This is a genomic window from Arthrobacter sp. P1_C12_2 (assembly GCF_056406415.1).
Genome location: NZ_JBFUAF010000011.1, coordinates 71,169 through 94,707, shown reverse-complemented (window position 1 = coordinate 94,707; position 23,539 = coordinate 71,169). Strand labels below are relative to the sequence as shown.

At 69.8% G+C, this 23,539-nt stretch carries 26 protein-coding genes; 18 read left to right on the top strand and 8 right to left on the bottom strand.

Translation table 11 applies throughout. The features are described 5' to 3' along the window. Positions 1-54: 54 nt before the first annotated feature. Positions 55-2,385 (top strand): glycoside hydrolase family 65 protein, encoded by a 2,331-nt coding sequence (locus AC1DZQ_RS13355; protein WP_476963981.1) that lies wholly within the window; start codon positions 55-57, stop codon positions 2,383-2,385. Between the two features lie 57 nt (positions 2,386-2,442). Here the strand turns inward: AC1DZQ_RS13355 and AC1DZQ_RS13350 are convergent, their stop codons facing one another. After that, positions 2,443-3,786, bottom strand: a complete 1,344-nt coding sequence (locus AC1DZQ_RS13350; protein ID WP_476963980.1) for an MFS transporter — start codon at positions 3,784-3,786, stop codon at positions 2,443-2,445. A gap of 127 nt (positions 3,787-3,913) precedes the next feature. Between AC1DZQ_RS13350 and AC1DZQ_RS13345 the strand changes: the two genes are divergently transcribed. After that, the gene (locus AC1DZQ_RS13345; protein WP_476963979.1) at positions 3,914-4,801 is read left to right on the top strand and encodes a hypothetical protein; all 888 of its coding nucleotides are present in this window, start codon (positions 3,914-3,916) and stop codon (positions 4,799-4,801) included. After that, a complete protein-coding gene (locus tag AC1DZQ_RS13340; protein ID WP_476963978.1) occupies positions 4,792-5,541 on the top strand; it encodes a 5-oxoprolinase subunit PxpA in 750 nt (249 codons plus the stop codon). Before AC1DZQ_RS13345 ends, AC1DZQ_RS13340 begins: the two co-directional genes overlap by 10 nt. Positions 5,542-5,544: 3 nt before the next feature. Here AC1DZQ_RS13340 and AC1DZQ_RS13335 read toward each other — a convergent pair whose 3' ends face one another. Continuing rightward, positions 5,545-6,882 (bottom strand): DUF445 domain-containing protein, encoded by a 1,338-nt coding sequence (locus tag AC1DZQ_RS13335; protein WP_476963977.1) that lies wholly within the window; start codon positions 6,880-6,882, stop codon positions 5,545-5,547. A gap of 51 nt (positions 6,883-6,933) precedes the next feature. Between AC1DZQ_RS13335 and AC1DZQ_RS13330 the strand changes: the two genes are divergently transcribed. The 5 genes from AC1DZQ_RS13330 (at position 6,934) to AC1DZQ_RS13310 (ending at position 9,822) form a co-directional block, all read left to right on the top strand. Beyond that, positions 6,934-7,833, top strand: a complete 900-nt coding sequence (locus AC1DZQ_RS13330; RefSeq protein ID WP_476963976.1) for a glycerophosphodiester phosphodiesterase — start codon at positions 6,934-6,936, stop codon at positions 7,831-7,833. A 98-nt stretch (positions 7,834-7,931) separates the two neighbouring features. Then, positions 7,932-8,378: a DoxX family protein gene (locus AC1DZQ_RS13325; RefSeq protein WP_476963975.1), complete on the top strand. Its 447-nt coding sequence runs from the start codon at positions 7,932-7,934 to the stop codon at positions 8,376-8,378. After that, on the top strand, positions 8,375-9,151 hold the full coding sequence (locus AC1DZQ_RS13320) for an AzlC family ABC transporter permease (RefSeq protein ID WP_476963974.1): 777 nt from the start codon (positions 8,375-8,377) through the stop codon (positions 9,149-9,151). The genes AC1DZQ_RS13325 and AC1DZQ_RS13320 overlap by 4 nt, the downstream gene beginning before the upstream one ends. Then, entirely contained in the window at positions 9,148-9,459 is a 312-nt protein-coding gene (locus AC1DZQ_RS13315; RefSeq protein WP_476963973.1) for an AzlD domain-containing protein, read from the top strand. The genes AC1DZQ_RS13320 and AC1DZQ_RS13315 overlap by 4 nt, the downstream gene beginning before the upstream one ends. Positions 9,460-9,567: 108 nt before the next feature. Beyond that, a complete protein-coding gene (locus AC1DZQ_RS13310; RefSeq protein ID WP_476963972.1) occupies positions 9,568-9,822 on the top strand; it encodes a hypothetical protein in 255 nt (84 codons plus the stop codon). Between the two features lie 81 nt (positions 9,823-9,903). Here the strand turns inward: AC1DZQ_RS13310 and AC1DZQ_RS13305 are convergent, their stop codons facing one another. Further along, positions 9,904-10,320 carry a YkvA family protein gene (locus tag AC1DZQ_RS13305; RefSeq protein ID WP_476963971.1) on the bottom strand — a complete coding sequence of 139 codons (417 nt, stop codon included), beginning with the start codon at positions 10,318-10,320 and terminating at the stop codon, positions 9,904-9,906. 18 nt (positions 10,321-10,338) lie between these two features. Beyond that, positions 10,339-10,971, bottom strand: a complete 633-nt coding sequence (locus AC1DZQ_RS13300) for a TetR/AcrR family transcriptional regulator (protein WP_476963970.1) — start codon at positions 10,969-10,971, stop codon at positions 10,339-10,341. A 176-nt stretch (positions 10,972-11,147) separates the two neighbouring features. Here AC1DZQ_RS13300 and AC1DZQ_RS13295 point away from each other — a divergent pair, with 176 nt between their 5' ends. The 7 genes from AC1DZQ_RS13295 (at position 11,148) to AC1DZQ_RS13265 (ending at position 16,184) form a co-directional block, all read left to right on the top strand. Continuing rightward, positions 11,148-11,513: a thiamine-binding protein gene (locus AC1DZQ_RS13295; RefSeq protein WP_476964041.1), complete on the top strand. Its 366-nt coding sequence runs from the start codon at positions 11,148-11,150 to the stop codon at positions 11,511-11,513. An 82-nt stretch (positions 11,514-11,595) separates the two neighbouring features. Continuing rightward, positions 11,596-12,273, top strand: coding sequence for an O-methyltransferase (locus AC1DZQ_RS13290; protein WP_476963969.1), 678 nt, complete (start codon positions 11,596-11,598; stop codon positions 12,271-12,273). Between the two features lie 83 nt (positions 12,274-12,356). Then, positions 12,357-12,497 carry a hypothetical protein gene (locus AC1DZQ_RS13285; RefSeq protein WP_476963968.1) on the top strand — a complete coding sequence of 47 codons (141 nt, stop codon included), beginning with the start codon at positions 12,357-12,359 and terminating at the stop codon, positions 12,495-12,497. Beyond that, complete coding sequence (locus tag AC1DZQ_RS13280; protein ID WP_476963967.1) at positions 12,494-13,600, top strand: acyl-CoA dehydrogenase family protein; 1,107 nt, start codon at positions 12,494-12,496, stop codon at positions 13,598-13,600. The genes AC1DZQ_RS13285 and AC1DZQ_RS13280 overlap by 4 nt, the downstream gene beginning before the upstream one ends. Beyond that, positions 13,594-15,132: a PIG-L family deacetylase gene (locus AC1DZQ_RS13275; protein WP_476963966.1), complete on the top strand. Its 1,539-nt coding sequence runs from the start codon at positions 13,594-13,596 to the stop codon at positions 15,130-15,132. The genes AC1DZQ_RS13280 and AC1DZQ_RS13275 overlap by 7 nt, the downstream gene beginning before the upstream one ends. Before the next feature lie 5 nt (positions 15,133-15,137). Continuing rightward, positions 15,138-15,923 carry a glycosyltransferase family 2 protein gene (locus AC1DZQ_RS13270; RefSeq protein WP_476963965.1) on the top strand — a complete coding sequence of 262 codons (786 nt, stop codon included), beginning with the start codon at positions 15,138-15,140 and terminating at the stop codon, positions 15,921-15,923. 42 nt (positions 15,924-15,965) lie between these two features. Then, the gene (locus tag AC1DZQ_RS13265) at positions 15,966-16,184 is read left to right on the top strand and encodes a three-helix bundle dimerization domain-containing protein (RefSeq protein WP_476963964.1); all 219 of its coding nucleotides are present in this window, start codon (positions 15,966-15,968) and stop codon (positions 16,182-16,184) included. A 107-nt stretch (positions 16,185-16,291) separates the two neighbouring features. On the opposite strand, the gene AC1DZQ_RS13260 is transcribed toward AC1DZQ_RS13265, so the two are convergent. Next, complete coding sequence (locus tag AC1DZQ_RS13260; protein WP_476963963.1) at positions 16,292-17,299, bottom strand: zinc-dependent alcohol dehydrogenase family protein; 1,008 nt, start codon at positions 17,297-17,299, stop codon at positions 16,292-16,294. 55 nt (positions 17,300-17,354) lie between these two features. Beyond that, positions 17,355-18,266 carry a universal stress protein gene (locus AC1DZQ_RS13255; RefSeq protein WP_476963962.1) on the bottom strand — a complete coding sequence of 304 codons (912 nt, stop codon included), beginning with the start codon at positions 18,264-18,266 and terminating at the stop codon, positions 17,355-17,357. A 238-nt stretch (positions 18,267-18,504) separates the two neighbouring features. Here AC1DZQ_RS13255 and AC1DZQ_RS13250 point away from each other — a divergent pair, with 238 nt between their 5' ends. Beyond that, the gene (locus AC1DZQ_RS13250; RefSeq protein ID WP_476963961.1) at positions 18,505-19,470 is read left to right on the top strand and encodes a spermidine synthase; all 966 of its coding nucleotides are present in this window, start codon (positions 18,505-18,507) and stop codon (positions 19,468-19,470) included. A gap of 28 nt (positions 19,471-19,498) precedes the next feature. Here AC1DZQ_RS13250 and AC1DZQ_RS13245 read toward each other — a convergent pair whose 3' ends face one another. Next, the gene (locus AC1DZQ_RS13245; RefSeq protein WP_476963960.1) at positions 19,499-20,416 is read right to left on the bottom strand and encodes a LysR family transcriptional regulator; all 918 of its coding nucleotides are present in this window, start codon (positions 20,414-20,416) and stop codon (positions 19,499-19,501) included. A gap of 131 nt (positions 20,417-20,547) precedes the next feature. Between AC1DZQ_RS13245 and AC1DZQ_RS13240 the strand changes: the two genes are divergently transcribed. Next, a complete protein-coding gene (locus tag AC1DZQ_RS13240) occupies positions 20,548-21,930 on the top strand; it encodes an MFS transporter (RefSeq protein ID WP_476963959.1) in 1,383 nt (460 codons plus the stop codon). Positions 21,931-22,058: 128 nt separating this feature from the next. After that, positions 22,059-22,808 (top strand): 3-hydroxybutyrate dehydrogenase, encoded by a 750-nt coding sequence (locus AC1DZQ_RS13235; protein WP_476963958.1) that lies wholly within the window; start codon positions 22,059-22,061, stop codon positions 22,806-22,808. A gap of 36 nt (positions 22,809-22,844) precedes the next feature. Here AC1DZQ_RS13235 and AC1DZQ_RS13230 read toward each other — a convergent pair whose 3' ends face one another. Beyond that, entirely contained in the window at positions 22,845-23,498 is a 654-nt protein-coding gene (locus AC1DZQ_RS13230; RefSeq protein WP_476963957.1) for a LysE family translocator, read from the bottom strand. Positions 23,499-23,539: the final 41 nt, after the last annotated feature.

Sequence of the window (23,539 nt, the reverse complement as noted above, 5' to 3'; positions counted from 1 at the left end):
TCACCCGCCCACCGCCTAGCCCACTGCCCACTCCCGCTGAAAGAACCCCCAACCATGGCTCTCATCACCTCGGACCGCGCCCGGTTCCCCAACGATCCCTGGCAGCTGGTCGAGACCGTCCATCTCCCCGGCAATGCCGGCACCTTGGAGACCCTGTTCAGCCTCGGCAACGGGCACCTGGGCATCCGCGGCGCGCACTGGGGCGCCGCGGACGCCGAACTTCCCGGCAGCTTCATCAACGGCTTCCACGAGACCTGGGACATCAAGCACGCGGAAAACGCCTACGGCTTCGCCCGCACCGGCCAGCGGATCCTCTACGTCCCGGACGCCAACAACTTCACCGTCATCATCGACGGCGAGCCGTTGAGCCTGGATGAGTCCACGGTGCTGGACTACCGCCGCTCGGTGGATTTCGCCACGGGTATCTACGAGTGCCGGATCACCTGGCAGTGCCGTTCCGGTGCGACCGTGACCACCACCGAACGCCGCGCCGTCGGCTACGCATCCCGCGGCGCGCTGGGCATCAGCCTGGAAGTGGCGGCCGACCGGGATATCTCCGCGGACGTCACGTCCTCGGTCATCAACCGCCAGGACCAGCCGGTGGAGGACCACTCGGCCCACGATCCGCGCCGCTCCGGCCGCCACGCCGGGCGCGTGCTGCTGCCCCTGCGGCTCGACGGCGGGGACGGCTCCCTGCGCCTGTCCTGGGAAGCCTCGGAATCCAAGCAGCGGCTCGGGATGGCCGTAGACCACTGGACCTCGGCCGGGGTGCAGCCGTTCGACACCCAGGTGGACCAGGACGACAGCAGCGTCCGCTACGTGCTCGCCGTCAGCGCGGACGTGCCGTTCGTGCTGGAGAAGAGCGTCACCTACGCCGTCGGCCAGGCCGCCGACGACCTCGCCGACAGCGCCGAAGCCGCCTTGTTACCGGTCAGCGAGATCTTCACCCAGAGCGAGGACCACTACCGCGCCTACTGGAGCACGAGCGACATCGTGGTGGCGGGCCAGACCGAGCTCCAGCAGGGCGTGCGCTGGAACCTCTTCCAGCTCGCGCAGGCCACGGCCTGCGCCGATGTGGCCGGCATCCCGGCGAAGGGCGTGTCCGGCTCCGGCTACGACGGCCACTACTTCTGGGACCAGGAAGTGTACCTGCTGCCCTACCTGACCTACACGAACCCGGGCAACGCCCGCCAGGTCCTGGAATTCCGGCACGACCTCCTGCCCGAGGCGAAGATCCGCGCCAAGGAGCTCAGCGTCGACGGCGCCCTCTTCCCCTGGCGCACCATCAACGGACTCGAGGCCAGCGCCTACTACGCGGCCGGCACCGCGCAGTTCCACATCGCCGCCGCGATCGCCTTCGCGACCAACCGGTACATCTGGGCCAGCGGGGACACCGACTTCCAGGCCACCCTGGGCTCCGATCTGCTGATCGAGACCGCCCGGATGTGGGTCTCGCTCGGCTTCTTCGGCAAGGACGGGCTGTTCCACATCCACGGCGTCACCGGCCCCGACGAATACACCGCCGTCGTCAACGACAACCTGTACACGAACGTCATGGCGCGCTTCAACCTGCGCGCCGCGGCGGCGCTGGACCACCCGGAGATCGACGACGCCGAACGCCAGCTCTGGGAGCAGGCGGCCAACCGCATGCAGCTGCCCTACGACGAGGACCTCCAGGTCCACTCCCAGGACAACGACTTCATGACCCTGGAACCGTGGGACTGGACCACGCCCCGGTCCAAGTACCCGCTCCTGCTGCACTTCCACCCGCTGGTGATCTACCGGCACCAGGTCCTGAAGCAGGCCGACACCGTTCTGGCCATGTTCCTGCAGTGGCAGGACTTCACCGCCGAGGAAAAGCGCCGCGCCTTCGATTTCTACGACCCCATCACCACCGGCGACTCCACGCTGTCCGCCTGCGTCCAGGGCATCATGGCGGCCGAGGTCGGCTACGGCAAGGCTGCGCTGGACCACTTCACCCACGCCCTGTTCATCGACCTTGACGACACCCACGGCAACACGATCGACGGCGTGCACATCGCCTCCACCGGCGGGGTGTGGAGCTCGCTGGTCAGCGGCTTCGCCGGGCTGCGGGACCAGGGCGCGGTGCCGTACTTCGATCCGCGGCTGCCCGCCGAATGGGACGGACTCGAGTTCCACCTGAAGATCCAGGGCAGGCTCCTGCACATCGGGCTGGAGCAGGGTGCGATCAGCCTGACCGTCCGTGACGGCGCGCCGCTGGAGGTCGACGTGCGCGGGGAACTGCTCACCGTCGACGGCGACCCGGTCCGGGTCCCGCTGGCACCCGTCACGGCCCCGGAGCTCACGATCTTCCCCAGCGGCCTTCCGACGGCGTCGATCCCTGTGGTGCGCGCCGCAGTCTGAGCCGCCGTATAAGCAACGCGGGTCACTTCGCGCCCATGATCCCCGCGGACATGGGCGCTAGGTGACCCCGCGTTGCTCTGGGCCGGGCTGCCCTGGTCCGGAGGACTCGGCAGGGGCCGTGGCATCGGCGAGCTCGTCGCCGCTGGCGAGCGGGTGGGCCAGCTCATCGGCCGGCATCCGCGCCACCACCATCGCGACGACGGCCATCACCGGGCACACGGTCCCGGCGACGAGGAAGATCAGCCACAGCGGCAACACCTCGGCGGCCGGTCCGGCGAGTGCCATGGAGACCGGCATGAGGGCTAGGGACACGAAGAAGTCCAGGCTCGAGACGCGGCCCAGCAGATGCGGCGGCACCCGGCGCTGGAGCAAGGTTCCCCAGATCACCATGCCCACGCCGCCGGTGGCGCCGAAGACGAAGAGGGCGGCAGCCACGGCCCAGAAACTGTCCATGATTCCGAGGGCGGCGATCGGCAGGCTTCCGGCTCCCCAGGACACCATCATCACGGTGAGGTAGCGGCGCGGGAGGGGGAAGGAGGCCGTGGCCAGCGAGGCCGCGGCGCCGCCGACGCCCATGATGGCGAGCAGGAAGCCGAACATGCGCGCGTCCCCGCCGAGCTGGTCCCGGACCACGAACGGGACCAGGACCTCGATGGGACCGATCAGGAACAGCACGGAAATGCAGGCCCAGAGCAGGGTCCACAGCAGCCAGGGCGTCCGGACGGTGTAGCTGACGCCCTCGCGGAGGTCGTGGCGCAGGGACGTCTTGGCCCGTTGGCCTTGTCCCTCCTGAACCGCCGCCGCTGACGCGGGCTGGCGGTGGAGGAGGTTCAGGATGGAAAAGGCCAGCAGGTGGCAGGCCGCCACCCCGGTGACGGCGTAGGCGGGCGACAGGGCCGCCACCAGGATGCCCGCAACGGCCGGTCCGGCGGCCTGCTGCAGCAACGGCCGCATGGTCCCCTCCAGGCCGTTGGCCGCCAGCAGGTCCTCGGGCGGCAGGATCCGCGGCAGGATGGCCGAGTAGGCGGGGAAGAAGAACGCAGCCCCGACGCCGAGCACGAAGGCCCCCAGCGCCAGATGCCAGAGCTCCAGCAGGCCCGCCATGGCAAGCCCGCTGACAGTCGCAACGACGGCGAGGTTGGCGCCCTCGACCGCGATGATCAGGAGCCGCTGGGGCACGCGGTCCGCGGCGATGCCGCCGGCCAGCAGAAATGTCACCAGCCCGACGCTGCCCGCCGCCGCCACGACCGAGAGCTCCAGCGGTCCGCCGCCGAGGTGGATCACCTCGTAGACCATCGCGACGGCCCACATCCCGGAACCGAAGATGGAGATGGCCAGCGCCGTGATCAGCACGCGGTACTCCCGGTGCGCGAAGGGGCGGAGGGCTCGCAGGGCGGGCATGGGCCCAGTCTAGTAGCCGGCCGCGCGGCCGGGCCGGAACGCTCCGGGGCCCAGCGGGAACCCCGTCTGCCGGGCCGTGCCCTAGTGTTAAGTGAACTTACTTTTTTGGTTCCGACGAGAGGCGATCATGGCCAAGCGCAGCAACCCGGCAATGAAGATTGCCCAGCAAACAGCCCACGGTGCGATGTTCGACGCCGCCGGCCGGCCCCGGCCCGGACTCCACAAGGTGCTCCTGCGGGCGGTTGAAGTCCAGCGGCCGCTGGTGCTGGCCAACATCCGCAGGCTCCAGCGCAAGCACCCGCAGGCCACGGCGGCCCAGCTCGCCGCCATCCTGGAGCGCGACTACCTGCTGGCCGTCACCGGCGGCGGGGCGCTGGTCGGCGGAGCGGCCGTGATTCCGGGCGTCGGAACTGCGGCGGCACTGGGTCTTTCGGCCGCCGCGGCCGTCGGGTTCCTCGAAGCCACTGCCCTGTATTCCACAGCGCTTGCTGAACTGCACGGCGTGCGGATGGTGGATCCGGACAGGGCCAGCACCCTGGTCATGGCGGTCATGCTGGGCGAGGAAGGCACCCAGCTGCTGAGCTCGCTGAGCGGGCAGGCGGCGGGACGGGGCAAGGGTCCGTCCCAGGCTTGGACCGCGGCCTTCACCCGCAGCATCCCCCTCGCCGGCTTCGGTACAGTGCGCGCCAAGATGCAGACGATGTTCCTGCGCTCCCTGCTCAAGACCCAAGGCACGGCACTGCTGGGCCGGGCCCTGCCCTTCGGCATCGGCGCCGTCGTCGGCGGCGTCGGCAACCGCGTGATGGGCCGCGCCGTCGTCGCGAACGCCAAGGAAGCATTCGGGCCCATCCCGGACACGATTCCGGGCGAACTGCAGGCCCTGGCGGAAACCACCGGGCCGGCCGCGCTCTACGACACATCCCTGGCTCCGCAGCCGGATTCGGCCCCGGACGCGCCCCGGAACAGCGGCGCCCCGAAGACCTCAACGAAGGACGGCGGCACGTTTTGGATCTGAACACTAGCCTGGGGGAGTCCTTCGGGACCTGGACCAAGGGCGACGATGCCGCGATGTTTCCGCTGGTCACGAGCGCCAGCGTGGCCTGCGGGATGCACGCCGGCGACCCGGTGACCATGTTGGACACCTGCCGGGCGGCCTACGAGCTCGACGTCAAAGTCGGCGCCCACCTGGGCTACCCGGATCTGGCCGGCTTCGGCCTGCGCTCGCTGGACATGACCTTCGATGACCTGTTCGGCGCGGTGCTGTACCAGCTCGGAGCGCTCGACGGCGTCGCCCATGCCGTGGGCGCCTCGGTGGACTACGTCAAGCTGCACGGGGCGCTCTACGACCGCACCGTGCGCGACGCCGAGCAGGCCTCCGCCGTGGTCGCCGCCATCCAGGCCTACGATCCCGGGCTGCCCGTCCTGGGCTTCCCCGGCTCAGCCCTGCTCGGCATCGCCAAGGAAGCCGGGCACCCCGTCTTCGCCGAAGCCTTCGCCGACCGCGCCTACCTCCCGGACGGCACCCTCGTTCCGCGCACAGAGGAAGGGGCCGTGCTGCTGGACGCCGGACAGGTCGCCGAACGGGCCGTCCGGCTCGCCACGCAGGGCGAGGTGGTCGCGGTGGACGGCACCGTGCTCCGGATCGAGCTGCATTCGCTGTGCCTGCAAGCGGCCACGCCCGGCTCCGTCAGCGTGGCCGCGGCCGTGCGGGCGGCGCTGGAAGCCGCCGGCGTGGAGCTGGAGAGTTTCGCCTAGGGATTAGCCGAACAGCAGGCTCGCCAGCGTGAAGATGGCCAGCCCGGCCAGGGCGCCCACCACCGTGCCGTTGATCCGGATGAACTGCAGGTCCCTGCCGACCTGCAGTTCGATCTTCTGGGACGTTTCCTCGGCATCCCAGCGGGCCACGGTGTCCGTGATGACCCCCGCAATGTCCGAGCGGTAGGTCTTCACGAGGTAGCCCGCCGCGTCGCCGATCCAGGCGTTCACCTTCCCGGCGAGCTCGGGATCGACCAGCAGCCGGGTGCCGAAGTCATGCACGGCCGCCTTGAATTTGACGGTCAGTTCGCTGTGCGGGTCATCGACGGCGGTGAGCAGGGCGGTCTTGATGGTGTCCCAAGTGCGGGAGGCGAGCTCGCGGACTTCGGGGTCGCCGAGCACTTGCGCCTTGATGCCCTCGGCGCGGGCGATCATGACAGGGTCATGCTGCAGGTCCTGCGCGAGTTCCTTGAGGTACTTGTCGATCGACAGGCGGACCTGGTGCTGCGGATCGGACTGCACGGCGCGGGTGAACTTCAGGATCTCCACGTACACTTTGTCGCCCACCAGCCCGTCCACGAACGACGGCACCCATGTCGGGGACCGGTCGGTGACCAGCCTGTTGACCGTCTCCTGGTTGTCCCGCACCCAGTCCACGGTGCGGTCCACCAGCAAGTCCACCAGTGCGTGGTGGTGCCCGTCGTCGAAGATCCGTTCGGCGAGCCGGCCCACCGGCGGCCCCCACGGCGGGGTGAGCAGGTGCTTGCGGACCATGGACTCGATCACGGCCTGGACGTCGTCGTCGTTGAGGACCTTGAACGCGCCGCGGATGACGGCGGCGCCCTCCTTCGCGACCCGGTCCGGACCGCCGGGGCTGGACAGCCAGGCGCCGGCCTTGCGCGCAATGTCCGCGGACGCCAGCTTCTCCTGAACCACCTGTTCGGAGAGGAAATTGGTTTCCACGAATTCGCCCAGTGAGGCGCCGATCTGGTCCTTGCGCCGCGGGATGATCGCGGTGTGCGGGATCTTGATTCCCATCGGGTACCTGAACAGGGCCGTGACGGCGAACCAGTCAGCGAGGGCCCCGACCATGCCGCCCTCGGCCGCGGCGCGGACGTATTCGAACCCCGGATACTGCTTCTGCAAGGCGAACGCGACGATGAAGATCACGGCCATGACGATCAGGAGCGAGAGGGCCAGGAGCTTCATCCGGCGCAGCGCCGCGGCCTTCTCGGCGTCGCTGGAGGCAACGGAACGTTGTCCGGGGGGACCGTCCGGCCGGGCGCCGCCCGGACGTCCCGCCGCACCGGTCAGGGAAGTTGTTTCAGTATTCACCTGCATGAGCCCAGCCTAGCCCCGCCACGGAAACGGGCGGTCCGCTAACGTGGCAGCATGACGACTGACGAGTCCGCCGCCGCCCGGCCTTTGGTCTATGCCCACCGTGGCTCCAGCGGAACCTTCGCCGAGCACACCCGGGCCGCGTACCTGCAGGCCATCGCCGACGGCGCCGACGGCGTGGAATGCGATGTTCACCTGACCCGGGACCAGCACGTGGTGCTCCTGCACGATGCCACCCTGGACCGCACCTCGGACGGCACCGGCCAGGTGGCTGACCGGACCCTGCAGGAGCTCCAGGAACTGGACTTCTCCTCGTGGAAGGGAGCCCGGATCCCGGACGCCTACGGCGCCAGGTCCGAGCAGCTCCTGACCCTGCCGGAACTGCTCGACATCCTGCGCGCGGCGGGCCGCGGGATCGGCCTGGCGATCGAGTTCAAACACCCGAGCCCCTACCAGCTCAGGCTCGAGGACCGGGCCCTCGAGGTCCTGAGGGCACAGGGTTGGGATCCGCGGACGTCGATGCTGGACAACATCACGGTTTCCTTCATGAGTTTTAGCCCCGACGCCGTAAAACACCTCCTGGAGTCCGTGCCGGCCAGGGCCGTCTGCCAACTGGTCGACGACGTCAATGTGGCGGACCTCCGGGAGGAACTGGGCCTCGGTGCCCTGACCGGCGGGGCGCTGGCCAACGTGATGAAGGCTGCCCAGGCTGAGGGCGAACGGATCCTGGCGGCGGCCGAGGCGGGCATTGCCGGCCCCGGAATCGGGTACGTCCGCACGCACGCCCCGACCGTTCAGCGCTGGCTCGCCGCGGGGCTCCGGTGCCGGGTGTGGACGGTCGACGCAGAGGACGACGTCGACCGGTGCCGGGAACTCGGGATCCACGAGATCACCACCAACTGGCCGGCCCGGGTCCTGTCCCAGCTCATGGCGGACAGCCGGCCCCTGCGGTAACCGTCCGGCCGCTCCACGGATCCTGGGCGGAAATCTTCGGTCCCTTCGCGTTTCCGGGCGGATTACGGCCGGCGTGGCCGCTGTGGTTGAGTGGTTGCATGCCATTTCGCTCGTCCCGCCCGGACCTTCAGACGCTGTCCGCGGCAGCGATGAGCGCGCTGCTGCTTACCAGTGCCGCCAAGCACTTCCGCGATCCCGAATTTTTCCACCAAGTGGTTCCCGACGTCCTCTGCCGGGACGACTCCGGCGAGCAGCCGAACGGCCCCCTGGCCGTCCTGTCCCGTGAGGAATGGGTGGCAGCGAGCGGGCTGCTGGAAGCCGCCGCCGCCGTCGGCCTCCTGGTCCCGGCCACCCGCAGGGCCGCCGCCGGCTGCGTCACGGCGCTGTTCGCCGCGTTCCTCTCCGGCCACGTGGACGCCCTCCGCAAGGCCTACGGGCCGGAGGGCACGCCGCGCCGGCGACGCGTGCACACCCTGCGGCTCCCGCTCCAGGCGCCCCTCATCGCGTGGGCCTGGACCCTGACGCGGCGGAACCGGCGCCCGTGAAAATCCTGCAGTCGCCGGCGGTGCGGATCGGTTTGTCGATCAGCATCGCCACCGGTCTCTACGGCGTCTCCTTCGGCGCGCTGTCCGTAACCTCGGGCCTGGATTTCTGGCAGACCATGGCCCTGAGCCTGCTGCTTTTCAGCGGCGGCTCGCAGTTCGCCTTCATCGGCGTGGTGGCCGGAGGCGGGTCCGGCGTCGCCGCGATGAGCGCCGCGACGCTGCTGGGCATGCGGAACGGCATCTACGGCATGCAGATCAATGCCCTGCTGCAGCCGCGGGGGTGGCGCAAGTTGGCCGCTGCCCAGTTGACCATCGACGAGTCGACCGCCACCAGCACCGGGCAGACGGACCCCGATGAGCAGAAGCGCGGCTTCTGGACCGCCGGAATCGGTGTCTTCGTCCTCTGGAACCTGTTCACCGCCCTCGGCGCAGTGGCCGGCGGGGCACTCGGGGATCCCAAACAGTGGGGACTCGACGGCGCCGCCGTGGCGGCCTTCCTGGGCCTGCTCTGGCCGCGCCTGAAAGGCAGGGAACCTGTGGCCATCGCGGCGGTCTGCGCGCTGGCCACCGTGCTGGCCGTGCCGTTCGTGCCCCCGGGGGTGCCGATCCTCGTCGCCGCCATGGTCGCGGCAGGTATCGGCTGGTTCAGCCACGGCCGCAGCGACGAGGGCCTGGAACCCGACGTTGATCCCTACGCGGAGACCCACGTCCACAACCACCATCACGACCCCGCCGGCGATCCCCGCGGCGACCGCACCGGAGATGACGCATGAACCTTTGGATGTGGCTACTGCTCTCCTGCCTGCTCGCCTACGCCTGGAAGCTCCTCGGCTACCTGGTGCCGGCCAGCCTGCTCCGCAACCCGCGGACGTCCAGGATCGCCGGGACCATGACGATCGGGCTGCTGGCATCCCTGACGGTGGTCAACGCCGTCGCCTCGGGCCAGTCGCTCGTCCTGGACGCCCGGCTGGGGGCATTGGCCGCGGCGGGCATTGCCCTGTGGTTCCGGGCGCCGTTCCTGGTGGTGGTGATCGCCGGCGCGGCCGCGGCCGCCGGGCTCCGGCTGCTGGGCTGGGACTGACCCGCCCGCGGGACCCCTGACTGCGCTGACCCGCTAACCCACCGCGGGTGCGGCGGGGATGGTCTTTAGTCCCTACTTGGTGCCGGGATCGCGTGGGAGCATTCGAACATGACTGAACACGACGGCGACCAGCCGGCCGCGGAGCAGAAGCCTGCCGATCAGCAGGCTGCGGAGCCGGAGGCTGCGGAGCCGGAGGCCGCGGAGCCGCGCAAGGATCAGCGCTCCAAGCAGCACGAGCCGTTTGTTTCTGGAGGGGCTGAGTCCACCCGGGAAATGCGCGAAATGTCCCGCCGCCGTCGGGAAGCCGAGGAGAAGCTTCAGCAACACCTTCTCGAGGCCAAAGAAAAGCCGGCCGAGGACTAGCGCCGGGCACCAGGCTGTCGGTGCCCCTGCATCGCTTTCACACGTTGCGACAAACCCCGCCCGGCCATCATATTCCGGCGCTTAGACCCGCGTCCCGAGTCCGGCGAGCCGCAGCATAACGGCCAGGCCTTCCTCGGTGCCGGGCCAGTGGCGCCGGACGGCGTCGGCCCCGGCGCGGGAGATCACGGAGCGCAGCACCAGCGCCACGATCACGACGTCGTCTGCGTAACCGATCACGGGTATGAAGTCCGGAACGAGATCGATCGGGGAGGCCAGGTAGATGAGCAGGAGTGCCAGGCGGACCCGGACGCCCACCGCCATCGATCGGTCAGCCAGCAGGCGGCGGATGAGCCGAAGCAGGTCCGGCAGCAGCCGCAAGGCGTCCTTCATGGTGACGGTCTCGGGGTGCCGTCGGGCATAGGCCCACAGCAGCAACAGCAGGACCGCATAGACCACCAGTACGCCGCCGATGACTCCGGCAACGGGTTCCCATCTCATGGGTTAGATCCTAGCGACCTAGCCAAGAACGGCGTCGAACGCGGTGCCCTGCAGCGGGGCTTGCGGCGGCAACGCCCGGTCCGGCCGCTCCGTCCGGATGGCGTCCTCAACCAGCGCCACCGGCCGCCGCCACGCGTCGGAGCCCGCCTCCATGGTGTCCACGACGCCGATCAGCATAGCCAGCAGGCGGAACATGTCCGTCATGGAAATATCGCTGCGCAGGGTGCCTTGGCCCTGGCCCCGGCCCAGCAGCACGGCGATGGACTCTATCAGGCCGCCCGTGATGCCGGCCAGCAGCCCGCGCCGGTGGGCGACCGCCCCGAGAAGGTTGGCCTCTTCGCTGGCAACACGCATCGTGGCATCGATGACCCGGAAGAGTCCGGCAGCGGCGTCCGGATCGGCCAAGGCCTCATCAATGGCCGGATCCACCTGCAGCCGGAGTTGCCGATTCAGGGCCGCGAGCACCAGTTCTTCCTTGTCGGCGAAGTTCCGGAAGAGGGTGGCGGGGCCCACCCCGGCGGTGACGGCAATGGTCTGCAGGGGCACTTCGGGTCCGTGCTCGCGGAAGCACTGCCGGGCCGCGGCGATGATTTTGTCCACATTGCGCGCGGCATCTGCGCGGAGCGGCCTGCGGTCTACTGCCCGGTTCATTTGCCTAGGTTAGCAACGCGAGCGGTGCGCGAACCTGTTACCGGCGGGTAATGATTTATGTGACGGTGGCGGAGGTGCGCCTGGGCGCTGCCGGCGCGGAATCCCGTGAAAGACTGATGCGGGACAGCCTGGAATTTTCGCCCCCGCTGTCCGGACTGACTGAAGGGAACCACCACATGCTGGTCGCATTTTCCGTAGCACCCTCCGGTGACCCCGCCAACGGACAGGCGCCCGGCGACGCGTCGGTCCACGACGCCGTCGCGGCCGCGGTGCGGATCGTCCGGGAGTCGGGCCTGCCCAACCGGACGAGTTCCATGTTTACCGAGATCGAGGGCGAGTGGGACGAGGTCATGGACGTCGTCAAACGGGCCACGGACGCGGTGGGTGCCTACGGTTCCCGCGTCTCGCTGGTCCTCAAGGCGGACATCCGGCCGGGCTACAGCGGCGAGCTGACAGGCAAAGTGGAACGGCTTGAAAACGCCATTGACGGACAGGGCGCCGGCGGGACCGGGCAGCAGATTCCAGCCCTGCCCGGAATCTAGGGCCGGACCGCACGCCCAAACCCGGGGGGAATTCCGCACCCGGAGGCTACCGCCGGACGCGGGCGGCTGGAACACTGGGGACATGATCGAGCATCAGTCCACCCCCGCCTGGGTCGCTGTCGAGAATTTCCTCTCCGACTCTGTGGTCCGCCCGGACCGATCGCTCAAGCGCGCCGTGACCAGCGCCCTTGAGGCAGGCATGCCGCCCATCGAAGTGGCCCCCAACGCCGGCAAGCTCCTGAAATTGCTGGTCCAGCTCTCCGGTGCCCGCCGCGTCCTGGAGATCGGCACGCTGGCCGGCTTCAGCACCATCTGGATGGCCCAGGGACTGCCCGACGACGGCCGGCTGGTCACCTGCGAATACCTCCCCCTGCACGCCCGGGTCGCGCGCGCGAACGTTGACGACGCCGGGCTGGGCCACAAGGTGGACATCCGGGTCGGGGCGGCGCTGGACACCCTGCGCGAGCTGGAAGGCGAGGCAGGGCCGCCCTTCGACTTCGTGTTCATCGATGCCGACAAGGAAAACAACCCCCACTACCTCGACTGGGCCATCCGGCTTGGCCGGCCCGGCACCACTATCGTGGTGGACAATGTCGTGTGGGAAGGTGCGGTGCTGGACGCATCGATGGACCCGGTGAACGCCCCCGGCATCATCAGTACGCTCCAGATGATGGGGGACGACCCCCGGCTGGACGGCACCGTGATCCAGACCGTGGGTTCGAAAGGCTGGGACGGCTTCGCCCTCGCGATCGTCCACTAGGGGCAAGGGATCGTCCGCCAGGACTCGCGGGCGCCGGTGGCAGCCGCCCGTGTGCGGCGCCCGGTCAGCATCAAGTGCTAAGTATGCTTAGATTGTTTGTCGACGGCGCCAGCGATGGCGGCGCGGCCGCGGACGCGCAGGACTTCAGCCACCTGGCCAGCCCCATGCCCGATCCGCACAGCCCGAATCCGCCCAGCCCGAAGGAATGCAGGCAGTCGAAATGAACGGGATCCCCGCCTCCCACCACCCCCTCCCTGTCAGGATCAGCTCCGCGGCCGCAGACCTGGAGACGCTCAGCCCACTGCTGTGCGAGGCGCAGGACGCCGTCGGCGATGTCCCGGCGCTGCTGGAGCTGGCCAAGGCGGCAGCGGCGACGGCGCCCAAGCCCGGGGACGGCCGGACCGCGTTCCTGTGGGAGCTGCTTGCCTCCGTGACCGCCGTCGATGTCGCCGCCGGACGGGTGCTGGAACCGCAACTGGACGCCGTGGCGATCCTGGCCCAGGCCGGAGACGACGCGGCACGGCACGGCAGGGACTGCCCGGATCCCGACGATGCCGACTTCGAGGGGACGTGGGGGGTGTTCGCCGCCGAGGCGCCCGGCCTGCGGCTTGAGGCCAAGGAAGCCGCCGACGGGTGGATCCTGCAAGGGTCCAAGCCCTGGTGCTCGCTCGCCGCCCAGCTGGACCATGCCGTGCTGACGGCCCACCTGGAGAACGGCGGCCGGGCCGCCTTCGCCGTCGACCTCCACGCGCAGGGCGTGGGCTTCGCGAATCCGCAATGGACCAGCCGCGGGCTGCGCGAGATTCCCAGCGGCACCGTCCACTTCGATGCCGTCGCCGCTGTGCCCCTCGGCGGCGCCGGCTGGTACTACCAGCGCCCGGGCTTCGCCTGGGGCGGCATGGGCGTGGCAGCCTGCTGGTTCGGCGGCGCCGTCGCCGTGGCGCGCAGCTTCACCGCCTCCCTGCGGCACGCCGCTGACGCCGGACGGGAACCGGACCAGATTGCCCTGGCCCACCTCGGCGAGATTGACCGAACGCTGGCCGCCCTGACCGCCTACCTGGCCGGCACAGCCGCGAGGATCGACTCCGGAGAGCTCTCGGACCGCGGTGCGTGGAAGGAAGCCCTGCGGGTGCGCGGCAGCGTTGCCGCCGCCGTCGAACGCGTCCAGACGCTCGTGAGCCAAAATCTGGGTCCTGCCCCGCTCGCCTTTGATGAGCGCTACGGAAAGCGGATGGCCGATCTCGCCCTGTACATCCGCCAGCACCACGCCATGCGCGACGACGCGCAGCTGGGCGCCCTGGCAATGACCGGAGGCAACCCGTGGTGAGCTTCACCCACAACGACGCCGGGACCAGCGAGGCCGCATGGGCCGGCAGCTGTGCCGCCGGGCTGCCGGAACTGCCGCTGGATGACGCGGCGCTCTCCGGCCGGGCCTTCATTGTGCTGGCCGCACACCCGGACGACGAAACGCTCGGGGCCGGCGGGCTCCTGGCCCGGCTGCACGCCGTCGGCGCCACGGTTCGCGTGCTGCTGTGCACGGCGGGCGAAGGATCCCACCCCGGCTCGCCAACGACGACGCCGGAACAGCTCGCCCGGGTCCGGCTGCAGGAATTCGGTGACGCCCTGAAGCGCCTCTTCGGGGGCGTGGACGGGGGCGGGGACGTGGAGTGGCAGTGCCTGGGCCTGCCCGACGGACAACTCGCCGGGCACCGGGAGCAGATCCGGGCCGCGGTCCGCGAGGCCGTCCGTGAGGCGTCGGCGGCGTGCGGGCACGCCGCCGACGAGGTGGTTCTCGTGGCGCCCTACCGCTCTGATGGACACACCGATCACGACGTCCTCGGATCCGTTGCCGCCGAGCTCAGCGCCGCGGCGGGTCACGCCCTGCTCGAATACCCCATCTGGTACTGGTTGTGGGCGGCACCAGGCGGCGCTGCCGGACCGGATGATCCGGACGATCCAGATGACTCAGACAGCACGGACGATGGGGCCTGGCGCGGCTGGTTCCGGCTGCCGCTGCGCCCGGCAGAGCTGGAGTCCAAGGCCGCCGCCATGGCGGCACATGTATCCCAGGTGCGGCCGCTCTCCGGCCTGCCGGGCGATGAGGTGCTCCTGCCGCCTGCCTTCCTGGCGCACTTTGAGCGGACCTGGGAGACGTTTGCCTGGCATCCTGCGGCCGCCCCGACCGATGGCGGGTACGCCGCTGCGGCAGCCCCGGCCGACGGCGGGTCCGCAGGCCCGTTCGCCGCGGGCGACGCGGAGCGCGTCTTCGACGCGGTGCACGCCCGGGAGGAGGATCCCTGGCACTACACCTCGAGCTGGTACGAGCAGCGCAAACGTACCCTCACGCTCGCCGCGCTGCCCGGCAGCAGCTACAAGGCGGGGTTGGAGATCGGCTGTTCCATCGGGACCCTGAGCGTGGAGCTCGCGCCACGGTGCGCAAGCTTCCTCGCCGTGGACGCCAGCGGCGCCGCCCTTAGCAGCGCCACCCGTCGGCTCGCGCACCTGCCCGCGGCAACGACGCGCCACCTGACCGTCCCGGACGAATGGCCGAACGGATCATTCGACCTGATCGTGGTTTCAGAGGTGGGCTACTACCTCTCGCCGGCAGAGCTCGCCGGACTGTTCGACCGGATTGCGGGCTCGCTCATGCCTGGCGGGACCCTCGCGCTGTGCCACTGGCGGCACCCCATTTCCGGATGGGAACTCGACGGCGACACGGTCCACGCCGCGGCCCGGCGCCACCTGGGCTGGACCGGCGGCGGGACCTACCAGGAGCGTGACTTTGTCCTCGAGGTGTTTCTGGCGCCAGAGGCTTCGCCGGGTGCGCCGGACCTGGACGCCCCCGAACGGAAGCGGTGACCCGGATGGCGGCGTTGCCGTTGCCGCGCGGGCACCGCATCGAACGGGTCGCCGTCGTCATGCCCGCACACAACGAAGAAGACCACCTGGAAGAGGCGCTGCTCGCCGTTCAGCGGTCCGCGGACGCCCTGCACAGGGTCCGGCCCGACGTCGACACCGGCGTGAGCGTGGTGCTGGATAGTTGCACGGACGGCTCCGCCGCCATCACGGCCGGCTATGCAGCCATGGACCCGCGTTTCAGCGCCCTGGAGGTCGAATACCGCAGCGCCGGCGCCAGCCGGGCTGCGGGCGTCCGGGCCTCGGGCATCGGCGTAGCCCTGCAGCGGCCGCCCGCCCAGCGCTTGACGCCGCCGCCCTGGGCCGGCCGGACCTGGCTGGCCAACACCGACGCCGATTCCCGGGTGCCGGAAAACTGGCTGGTGCGCCAGCTTGAGTTCGCCGAAGCCGGTGCCGACGCTGTGCTCGGATCCGTGGAACCGGACCCCGCCGGAATGGACCCTGAACTGCTCCGGCGCTGGCGCGAACGCCACCCCTTCCGCGAGGACCATCCCCACATCTACGGCGCGAATTTCGGGGTCCGGGCGTCCGCCTATCTTGCCGCCGGAGGGTTCGCCCGGATCACGTCCGAAGAAGACCGGACACTGGTCCACAGCCTCCGCAGCCGCGCCTTTACGGTCACGGCGACCGACAGCATCCGGGTCGTGACCTCCGGGCGGACTCACGCCAGGGCGCCGCACGGCTTTGGCACCTACCTGCGGAGCCTCGGCCACTTGCTGCCGCCTGCCGGCTGAAGATTCGTTGACGCCGGGACCCGGCCGCTCCACACTGAAGAGGTGACGGACGATGCTAATGAACCCAGCATTGATCAGGTTGTCGAGCGTCTGGCTGCCCGGTTTCCGCACGTTCCGCGGGTGCACATCGCCGGGATTGTCGGCGAGGAATTCGACGCCCTGAATTCGGGCCGGATCAGGACCTACATACCCACACTGGTTGAGCGCGGCGCCCGCATGCGGCTGAAGAGCGAGTTCGGGATCAGCGCCGGCGGCGACTGACGCGCGGGCCCGCAGCCGCGAGTTCGCCGGATACGCACCAGATCGCCTTAACGTCGCGGCGACCCCGCACCTTTCCGGCGAGTTCGACGGCGGCGGCCCGGCTTGGCCTAGGTCGACTCCATGTGCAGCACGGCCGCCCCCGTGATCCGGTCCTCCGCCAGGTCCAGCAGGGCCTGGTCCGCGGCCTCGAACGGGTACGCCACGGTGGTGGGCCGGAGCGGGATCTCGGCGGCGATCCGGAAGAACTCCTCGCCGTCGGCCCTGGTGTTGGCCGTGACGCTGCGCAGCTGGCGCTCTTCGAAGAGCTCGTCGGCGTAATGCAGGGACGGAATGTCGCTCAGGTGGATGCCCGCGACGGCGAGCGTCCCGCCGCGGTCCAGGGCCCGGAGCGCAACCGGCACCAGCCCGCCCGCGGGGGCGAACAGGATCGCGGCATCCAGGGGATCCGGCGGCTGCTCCTCGGCCCCGCCCGCGAACGTCGCACCCAGGTCCAGGGCCAGGGCGCGCGCCTGGGCGGACCGGGTCATGACGTAGACGCGGGCACCCCGGTAGAGCGCGATCTGGGCGGCCAGATGCGCGGAGCCGCCGAAGCCGTAGATGCCAAGCCGCCCGCCGATCGGGAGCTCGGCCCGGGTCAGGGCACGGTAGCCGATGATGCCTGAGCACAGGAGCGGTGCGGCCTCCTCATCGCTAAACATCTCCGGGATCCGGTAGGCGAAGTTCTCCGCCACCGTGATGAGCTCGGCGTACCCGCCGTCGCGGTCCCAGCCGGTGAAAGTGGGGGACAGGCAGAGGTTTTCCTGGCCGCGCAGGCAGAACCGGCAGGCGCCGCAGGTGCCGCCGAGCCAAGCCACGCCCACCCGTTCGCCGGGGCCGAACCTGCCCGCCCCCGGGCCGTGCCCGATCACCTCACCCACAACCTCGTGGCCCGGGATGATCCCGGGGTGCCGCGGCGTGAGGTCGCCCTCGGCCAGGTGCAAGTCCGTGCGGCACACGCCGCAGACCCGCACCTTCAGCAGGACCTCCCCGCGTCCGGGCACGGGATCCGGACGGTCGGCGGCCACGAGGGGCCCGCTGGACATGGGCCCCGGAAGTCCAACTTGCCAGGCTCGCACCGCGGCCTCCTTCTGTGCAGCATCTCCCGGTCCGAAGCGGTGACGTTCGCGGCGGCTAGCGGGTGACCAGCACGTTGCAGCGCGCCTTGTGCAGCACGGCAGAGACCGTGTTGCCGGGTCCGGCCGTAGGGTTGTGGGTGCCGAGCACCAGGACGTCGGCGTCGTCCGCGGTGTCGAGCAGCTCCCGGGCGCCGTGGCCCAAGCGGAGGACGCCGGAAACCTCCAGCCCGGGCGCCCGTCCGCGGGCCTCGTCGATGGCGCGGTCGAGCAGATCCTGGCCGTGGTGCCGGGTATGGCGGCCGTACTCCTCCCGCGCCCCGCCGCGCAGCGGATCGACGTGGACGAGGTGCAGCGGGGCGCCGAGGACTTCGGCCAGCCGGATGGCCTCGGCCACCGTGGCTGGGCTGCGGGGCGAGGCATCGACGCCCACCATGACCGGGTGAGCGCGGCGTTGCGGGCGCCGGATCACCATCACCGGGCAGGGTGCCGAGCCGGCCAGATCGATGCAGACCGAGCCGGCCATCTGGTCCAGGACGGCGCCATGGCCCCGGCTGCCGACCACCAGCAGCCGGGCGTCCCGGGCGGCGTCGCGCAGTACGGGTGCCGGGAGCCCGGCCTCCATCAGGCCATCGACGGCGGGGCCCGGGCGTTCCGGCTCATTGTCGGAAACGGCGCGCTGGATGCCCGGGGGCGCGGCTCCGGCTGCTTCGAGGGCGGCCTTGCGGGCCAGCTCGACGCCCTCGGCGAGGATGGCTTCCGCGGAGTGCCGCAGCCCGCTGCCGGCCACGCCCTTGACGGGGCCCAGGTTCTTGGTGAAGACCGGCCACACCCAGGCATGGACCACGCGCAGGTTCAGCCCGGCTGCGGCCGCGTAGCCGGCGGCCCAGCGAACAGCGAGTTGGGCGGCCGCGGACCCGCCGTAGCCGACTGCGACGATGCCGCCCTGCTGCCCTGCGGGTGCCGACATTATTCCTCCCGGCTCGGCGGACGCACCCCTTCGCCCGGCAGTATGTGCAGCCCCAGTAGAAACCCTGCGGCCCGAAAATAGCTAGGGGCTTTGGTCCCACGGGCTGCCTGCGTCCGGCGGCGCGGGCCCCGTTCCCGGGGAACGGGACCCCCGACCGGGACCGGGAACGGGAGCGGGGTCCGGGGGCACCTCTGTCGGTGAACTAGGGTTGAAACATGCACAATGCGGGGGAAAGCTGATGGCCAAGCGGGGCAGGGGGCGGGGCGCCGGATCCGCCGAGCCCGGAGTGGTGGAAGTGCCCAAGGGTTCCCGCCCGGCCGGTCCTGTGGCCGGGGTGTATTACATCGACACCGGGGACTGCGAGCTGATTCCGGATCAGGACAATTCCACCGGCTGGCTCCTGCGCATCAACGGGGTCATGAGCTCTCACATTGACCTCGCGGACCCGTTATTCCTGGACTTCGAGTACATGCGCTGGATGGCCGCCCTGGTGGAGTCGCGCTGGCCGCGGGATTCAAGGCCCAAGCTGCGCGCCCTGCACCTCGGCGGGGGAGCATGCTCACTTGCCCGCTACTTCCACACCGCTTATCCGGACGCCCGCCAGGTGGTGGTGGAGCTGGACGGCAAGCTCGCCGACTATGTCCGGGGCTGGTTTGACCTGCCCAAGGCACCGCTGCTGCGCCTGCGCGTGGGAGAGGCCCGCGAAGTCACGGAGAGCCTGACCCCGCAGACCCGGGACCTGATCATCCGCGACGTCTTCGCCGGCTCGGTGACCCCGCGGCCACTGACCACCCGGGACTTCACCGAGCACGCCAAGCGCGTCCTGGCACCCGGCGGGATCTATGTGGTCAACTCCGGCGACGCCCCGGACCTCAAGAATGCCCGCGAAGACGCCGCCACCATCGCCGACGCCTTCCCATACACCGTGCTCATCGCGGATCCGGCCATGCTCAAGGGCCGGCGCTACGGCAACATGGTCATGGCCGGCAGCGATGTCCCGTTCGACGACGATCCCGGCCTCGCGCGGCGCCTGCTCGGCGGCGCGGTGCCGGCCCACATCTGGAACGACGAAAAGGTGCGGGCGTTCGCCGCCGGTGCCGCCGTCCGGCATGACCCGAAGGCGCCCGCCCCCGCTGAGCCCCCTGCTGAGCCCCTTGCCGAGCCCCCCGCAGAGTCGCCTGCAGACTCGCCGACTGCTCCGTAACGGCCCTTTTGCGGCACCATAACGGCGCCTACGGAGCAATCGATGTGGGTGCTCCCCGCCCCAGCAGGGCATCGCGGTGCGCCGCGGTCTGCTCCCGCAACGCCTGCACGAGCGCGGCCACTGCAGGCCGGCGCATCGAATCGGGCCGGAGCACCATCCAGTAGGGGAGCAACTCCGCGAATTCCTCCGGCAGCAGCCGGACGAGGTCCGGATGCAGGTCGGCTGCGAAGCAGGGCAGGAACCCGATCCCGGCGCCGGCCCGGGTGGCCTCCACATGGACAAAGACGTTGGTGGAGCTCAGCCCGTCCCGCATGGTGGGCACCAGCCGCCGCGGGGCGTCCAGATCGTCCACCTGCAGCATCGAATCGACGAAATAGACCAGCGAGTGGGCCGTCAGTTCCTCCACGGTGGCCGGGGTGCCGTACTCGGCCAGGTACCCGCGCGAGGCATACATACCCAGCATGTACTCGCCGAGCTGCCCGGCCTCTGCCCGGTGCACCTGCGGCTCGCCGACCACCACCTCGATGTCCAGGCCGGAACGCTGCTGGAGCGCCCGGCGCGTCACGGTGATGATCTCGACGCTGAGGCCGGGATGGTCGCGGCGGAGCCGGGCCACGGCCGGCGCGGCGATGTAGGCGCTGAAACCGTCCGTCGCGGTCATCCGGACGACGCCGGTGATGGGGTCCGGAGTGTGCCCGGGCTGCTCCAGGGTGCGCACGGCACTCTCGACCTGCTCAGCCACGCGCACGGCCTCGGCACCGAGCTCGGTGAGCTCCCAGCCGCCGGACGCGCGCGAGAGCACGCGGCCGCCCAGCGCCTTCTCCAGCGCCGCGATCCGCCGGGAGACGGTGGTGTGGTTCAGTCCGAGCGTCTGGGCCGCCGTCGTAAATTTGCCCGAACGGGACACCGCGAGCAGGACCAGCAGGTCATCGGGATTGGCGTTCATATCTGCAATTCTGCACACACCGGGTGCCGGTTTGGCCATTGAATCGCCGTGAATGTGCGGCAATACTCAATGGAGCCATTTCAGTGCTGTGCCTCACAGCGCGTGTCACCGATGACACTAAGGAGAACCACATGAGCGTAAACCAACGCTCTGCAACAACCCCCGCAGCACCCGCATCCAAGGGTTCCGGGCTCAAGAAAATCGTCGCAGCCTCGATGGTGGGAACCGTCGTCGAGTGGTACGAATTCTTCCTCTACGCCACCGCCGCCACCCTGGTGTTCGGCAAGTACTTCTTCCCCGCCACGGGCAACGAGCTGGACGGCATCATCCAGGCGTTCCTGACCTACGCCGTCGGTTTCGTGGCCCGCCCGCTGGGCGGCATTGTCTTCGGCCAGATCGGCGACAAGCTCGGCCGCAAGCCCACCCTGCAGCTCACCATCATCATCATCGGTGTCTCCACCTTCCTGATGGGCTGCCTCCCGGGCTTCGCCACCCTCGGCTACCTGGCACCGGCGCTGCTGGTCCTCCTGCGCTTCATCCAGGGCTTCGCCCTCGGCGGCGAATGGGGTGGCGCAGTCCTGCTCGTCGCCGAGCACAGCCCCAACAAGTCCCGTGGCTTCTGGTCCAGCTGGCCGCAGGCGGCCGTTCCCGTGGGCAACCTGCTGGCCACCCTGGTCCTGTTCATTATGTCCAACGTGCTCAGCTCCGCCGACTTCCTCAGCTGGGGCTGGCGTGTGGCGTTCTGGCTCTCCGCCGTGATCGTCTTCGTCGGTTACTACATCCGCACCCACGTCTCCGAATCGCCCATCTTCCTCGAGGCCAAGGCCCAGCTGGAAGAGGATCAGTCCGCCAGCTACGGCGTCCGCGAAGTCATCCGCAAGTACCCCAAGGGCATCCTGCAGGCCATGGGGCTCCGGTTCGCGGAAAACATCATGTACTACCTCGTTGTCAGCTTCGCGATCGTCTACCTGAAGTCCGTGCACAAGTACGACACCTCCTCGCTGCTGCTGGCCCTGCTGATCGCCCACGTCATCCACTTCCTGGTCATCCCGCAGGTCGGGCGCCTCGTGGACAGCTGGGGCCGGAAGCCGGTCTACCTCGTCGGTGTCGTCACCGGCGCCACCTGGCCGTTCTTCGCCTTCCCGATGTTCGATACCCGCAACCCGGTGATCATCGTCCTGGCCGTCACGATCGGCCTGTGCCTGCACGCCTTCATGTATGCCGGCCAGCCGGCCATCATGTCGGAGCTCTTCCCGACCCGGATGCGCTATGCCGGCGTCTCCCTTGGCTCGCAGGTCACCTCGATCTTCGCCGGTTCGCTGGCGCCGCTCCTGGCCACCCAGTGGCTCAAGGACACCGGCTCCTGGCTGCCGACCGCGATCTACCTGGTAGTCGCCTGCGCCATTACCACCGTGGCAGTGCTGAGCCTGAAGGAAACCAAGGGCATCGCGCTGGAGGACGTGGACCGGGCCGACGCCGAACGCGAGGGCCTGCCCGTAGCAGCCATGCGCTGAGCTGCTTGAGTTACTGGGCTGCTTGAGTAACTGGGCTGCTTGAGTAACTGGGCTGCTTGAGTTTGGGCCGGCTCCAGCCACGCTGGAGCCGGCCGTCTCATCGAATTTTTGATATGGAAGGCTGAGTTATGGAAAACACGCTGAACGGACGCAAGGCCCTGGTCACCGGCGGCGCCGGCGGGATCGGCGCAGCCAGCGTCCGCGCCCTGGCTGCGCGCGGGGCCAAAGTGGTGATCGCGGACGTGGACGAGTCCGCCGCCGCCGCGCTGGCCGACGAGGTCGGCGGTACCGCGTGGGCAGTCAACCTACTTGACGTTGAATCCCTCCAGACGCTCAGCCTGGACTGCGACATCCTGGTGAACAACGCCGGAATCCAGCGCATCAGCCCCATCGAGGAGTTCGATCCGGCCGACTTCCGCCGCATCATCACCCTCATGCTGGAGGCGCCGTTCCTGCTGATCCGGGCCGCGCTGCCGCACATGTACGCCAACAACTTCGGCCGCATCATCAACCTGTCCTCCGTGCACGGGCTCCGGGCGTCGCCGTTCAAGAGCGCCTACGTTTCGGCCAAGCACGGGCTGGAGGGCCTGAGCAAGGTGACGGCACTCGAGGGCGGGGCGCACGGAGTCACGTCCAATTGCATCAACCCCGGCTACGTCCGCACCCCCCTGGTCGAGGCGCAGATTGCCGACCAGGCCAAGGTGCATGGCATCCCGGAGTCCGAGGTGCTCGCCAAGATCATGCTGACGGAATCGGCGGTCAAGCGGCTCGTGGAGCCCGAGGAAGTCGCGTCCCTGGTGGCGTGGCTGGCATCCGACGACGCCGGCATGGTCACCGGCGCCAGCTATACGATGGACGGCGGCTGGTCCGCGCGGTAGCCCGCCGTCGGCTGGGCTGTCCGGCCAGTTGCCCGGCTAGTCGCCCGGCTGGAACTCCGCCGAGTTGCCCACGAGCGCGAGGGTGCCGCCCAGCCCGATCATCATCACTCCGCCGGTGGTGCTGAGCGCGGCGATCCGCCGCGGGGACCGCGCAAACCAGTGCCGGGCCGTTCCGGCCGCCAGGGACCACGTGCTGTCTGAGACCAGGGCAATGAGCAGGAAGACCGCCCCCAGGGTTCCGAGCTGCACCGGAATCGCGCCAGCAGAGTAGTCCACGAACTGGGGAAGCACGGCCACGAAGAACACAATCGACTTGGGGTTGGTCGCGCCGACGATGAAGCCCTCCCGGAGCACTCGGGCAGTCGAGGACGGGTTCGAGGACGACGCCGGCGCCGGCGCGCCGCCGCGGTGCCGGATCGCCTGGATCCCGAGGTAAACAAGGTAGGCGGCGCCGGCGAATTTCACCACGCTGAACAGCACCATGGACTGGGCCAGCACCACCCCGACGCCCAGGGCCACGGCGGCGATCTGCACCACCTCGCCGGCCGCGTTGCCCAGGACACTCAACAGCCCGCCCCGGCGTCCCAGGGCGAGGGTCCGCCCGATCACGAACAGCACGCTGGGCCCCGGGACGGCGATGAGAACGGCGGCGGCAAGGGCAAAGGCCAGGAGGTTGGTGGCGGGAACCATGCCTGATCTTAACCCCGCGAGGGCGCTCCCGGGAGCCCTGC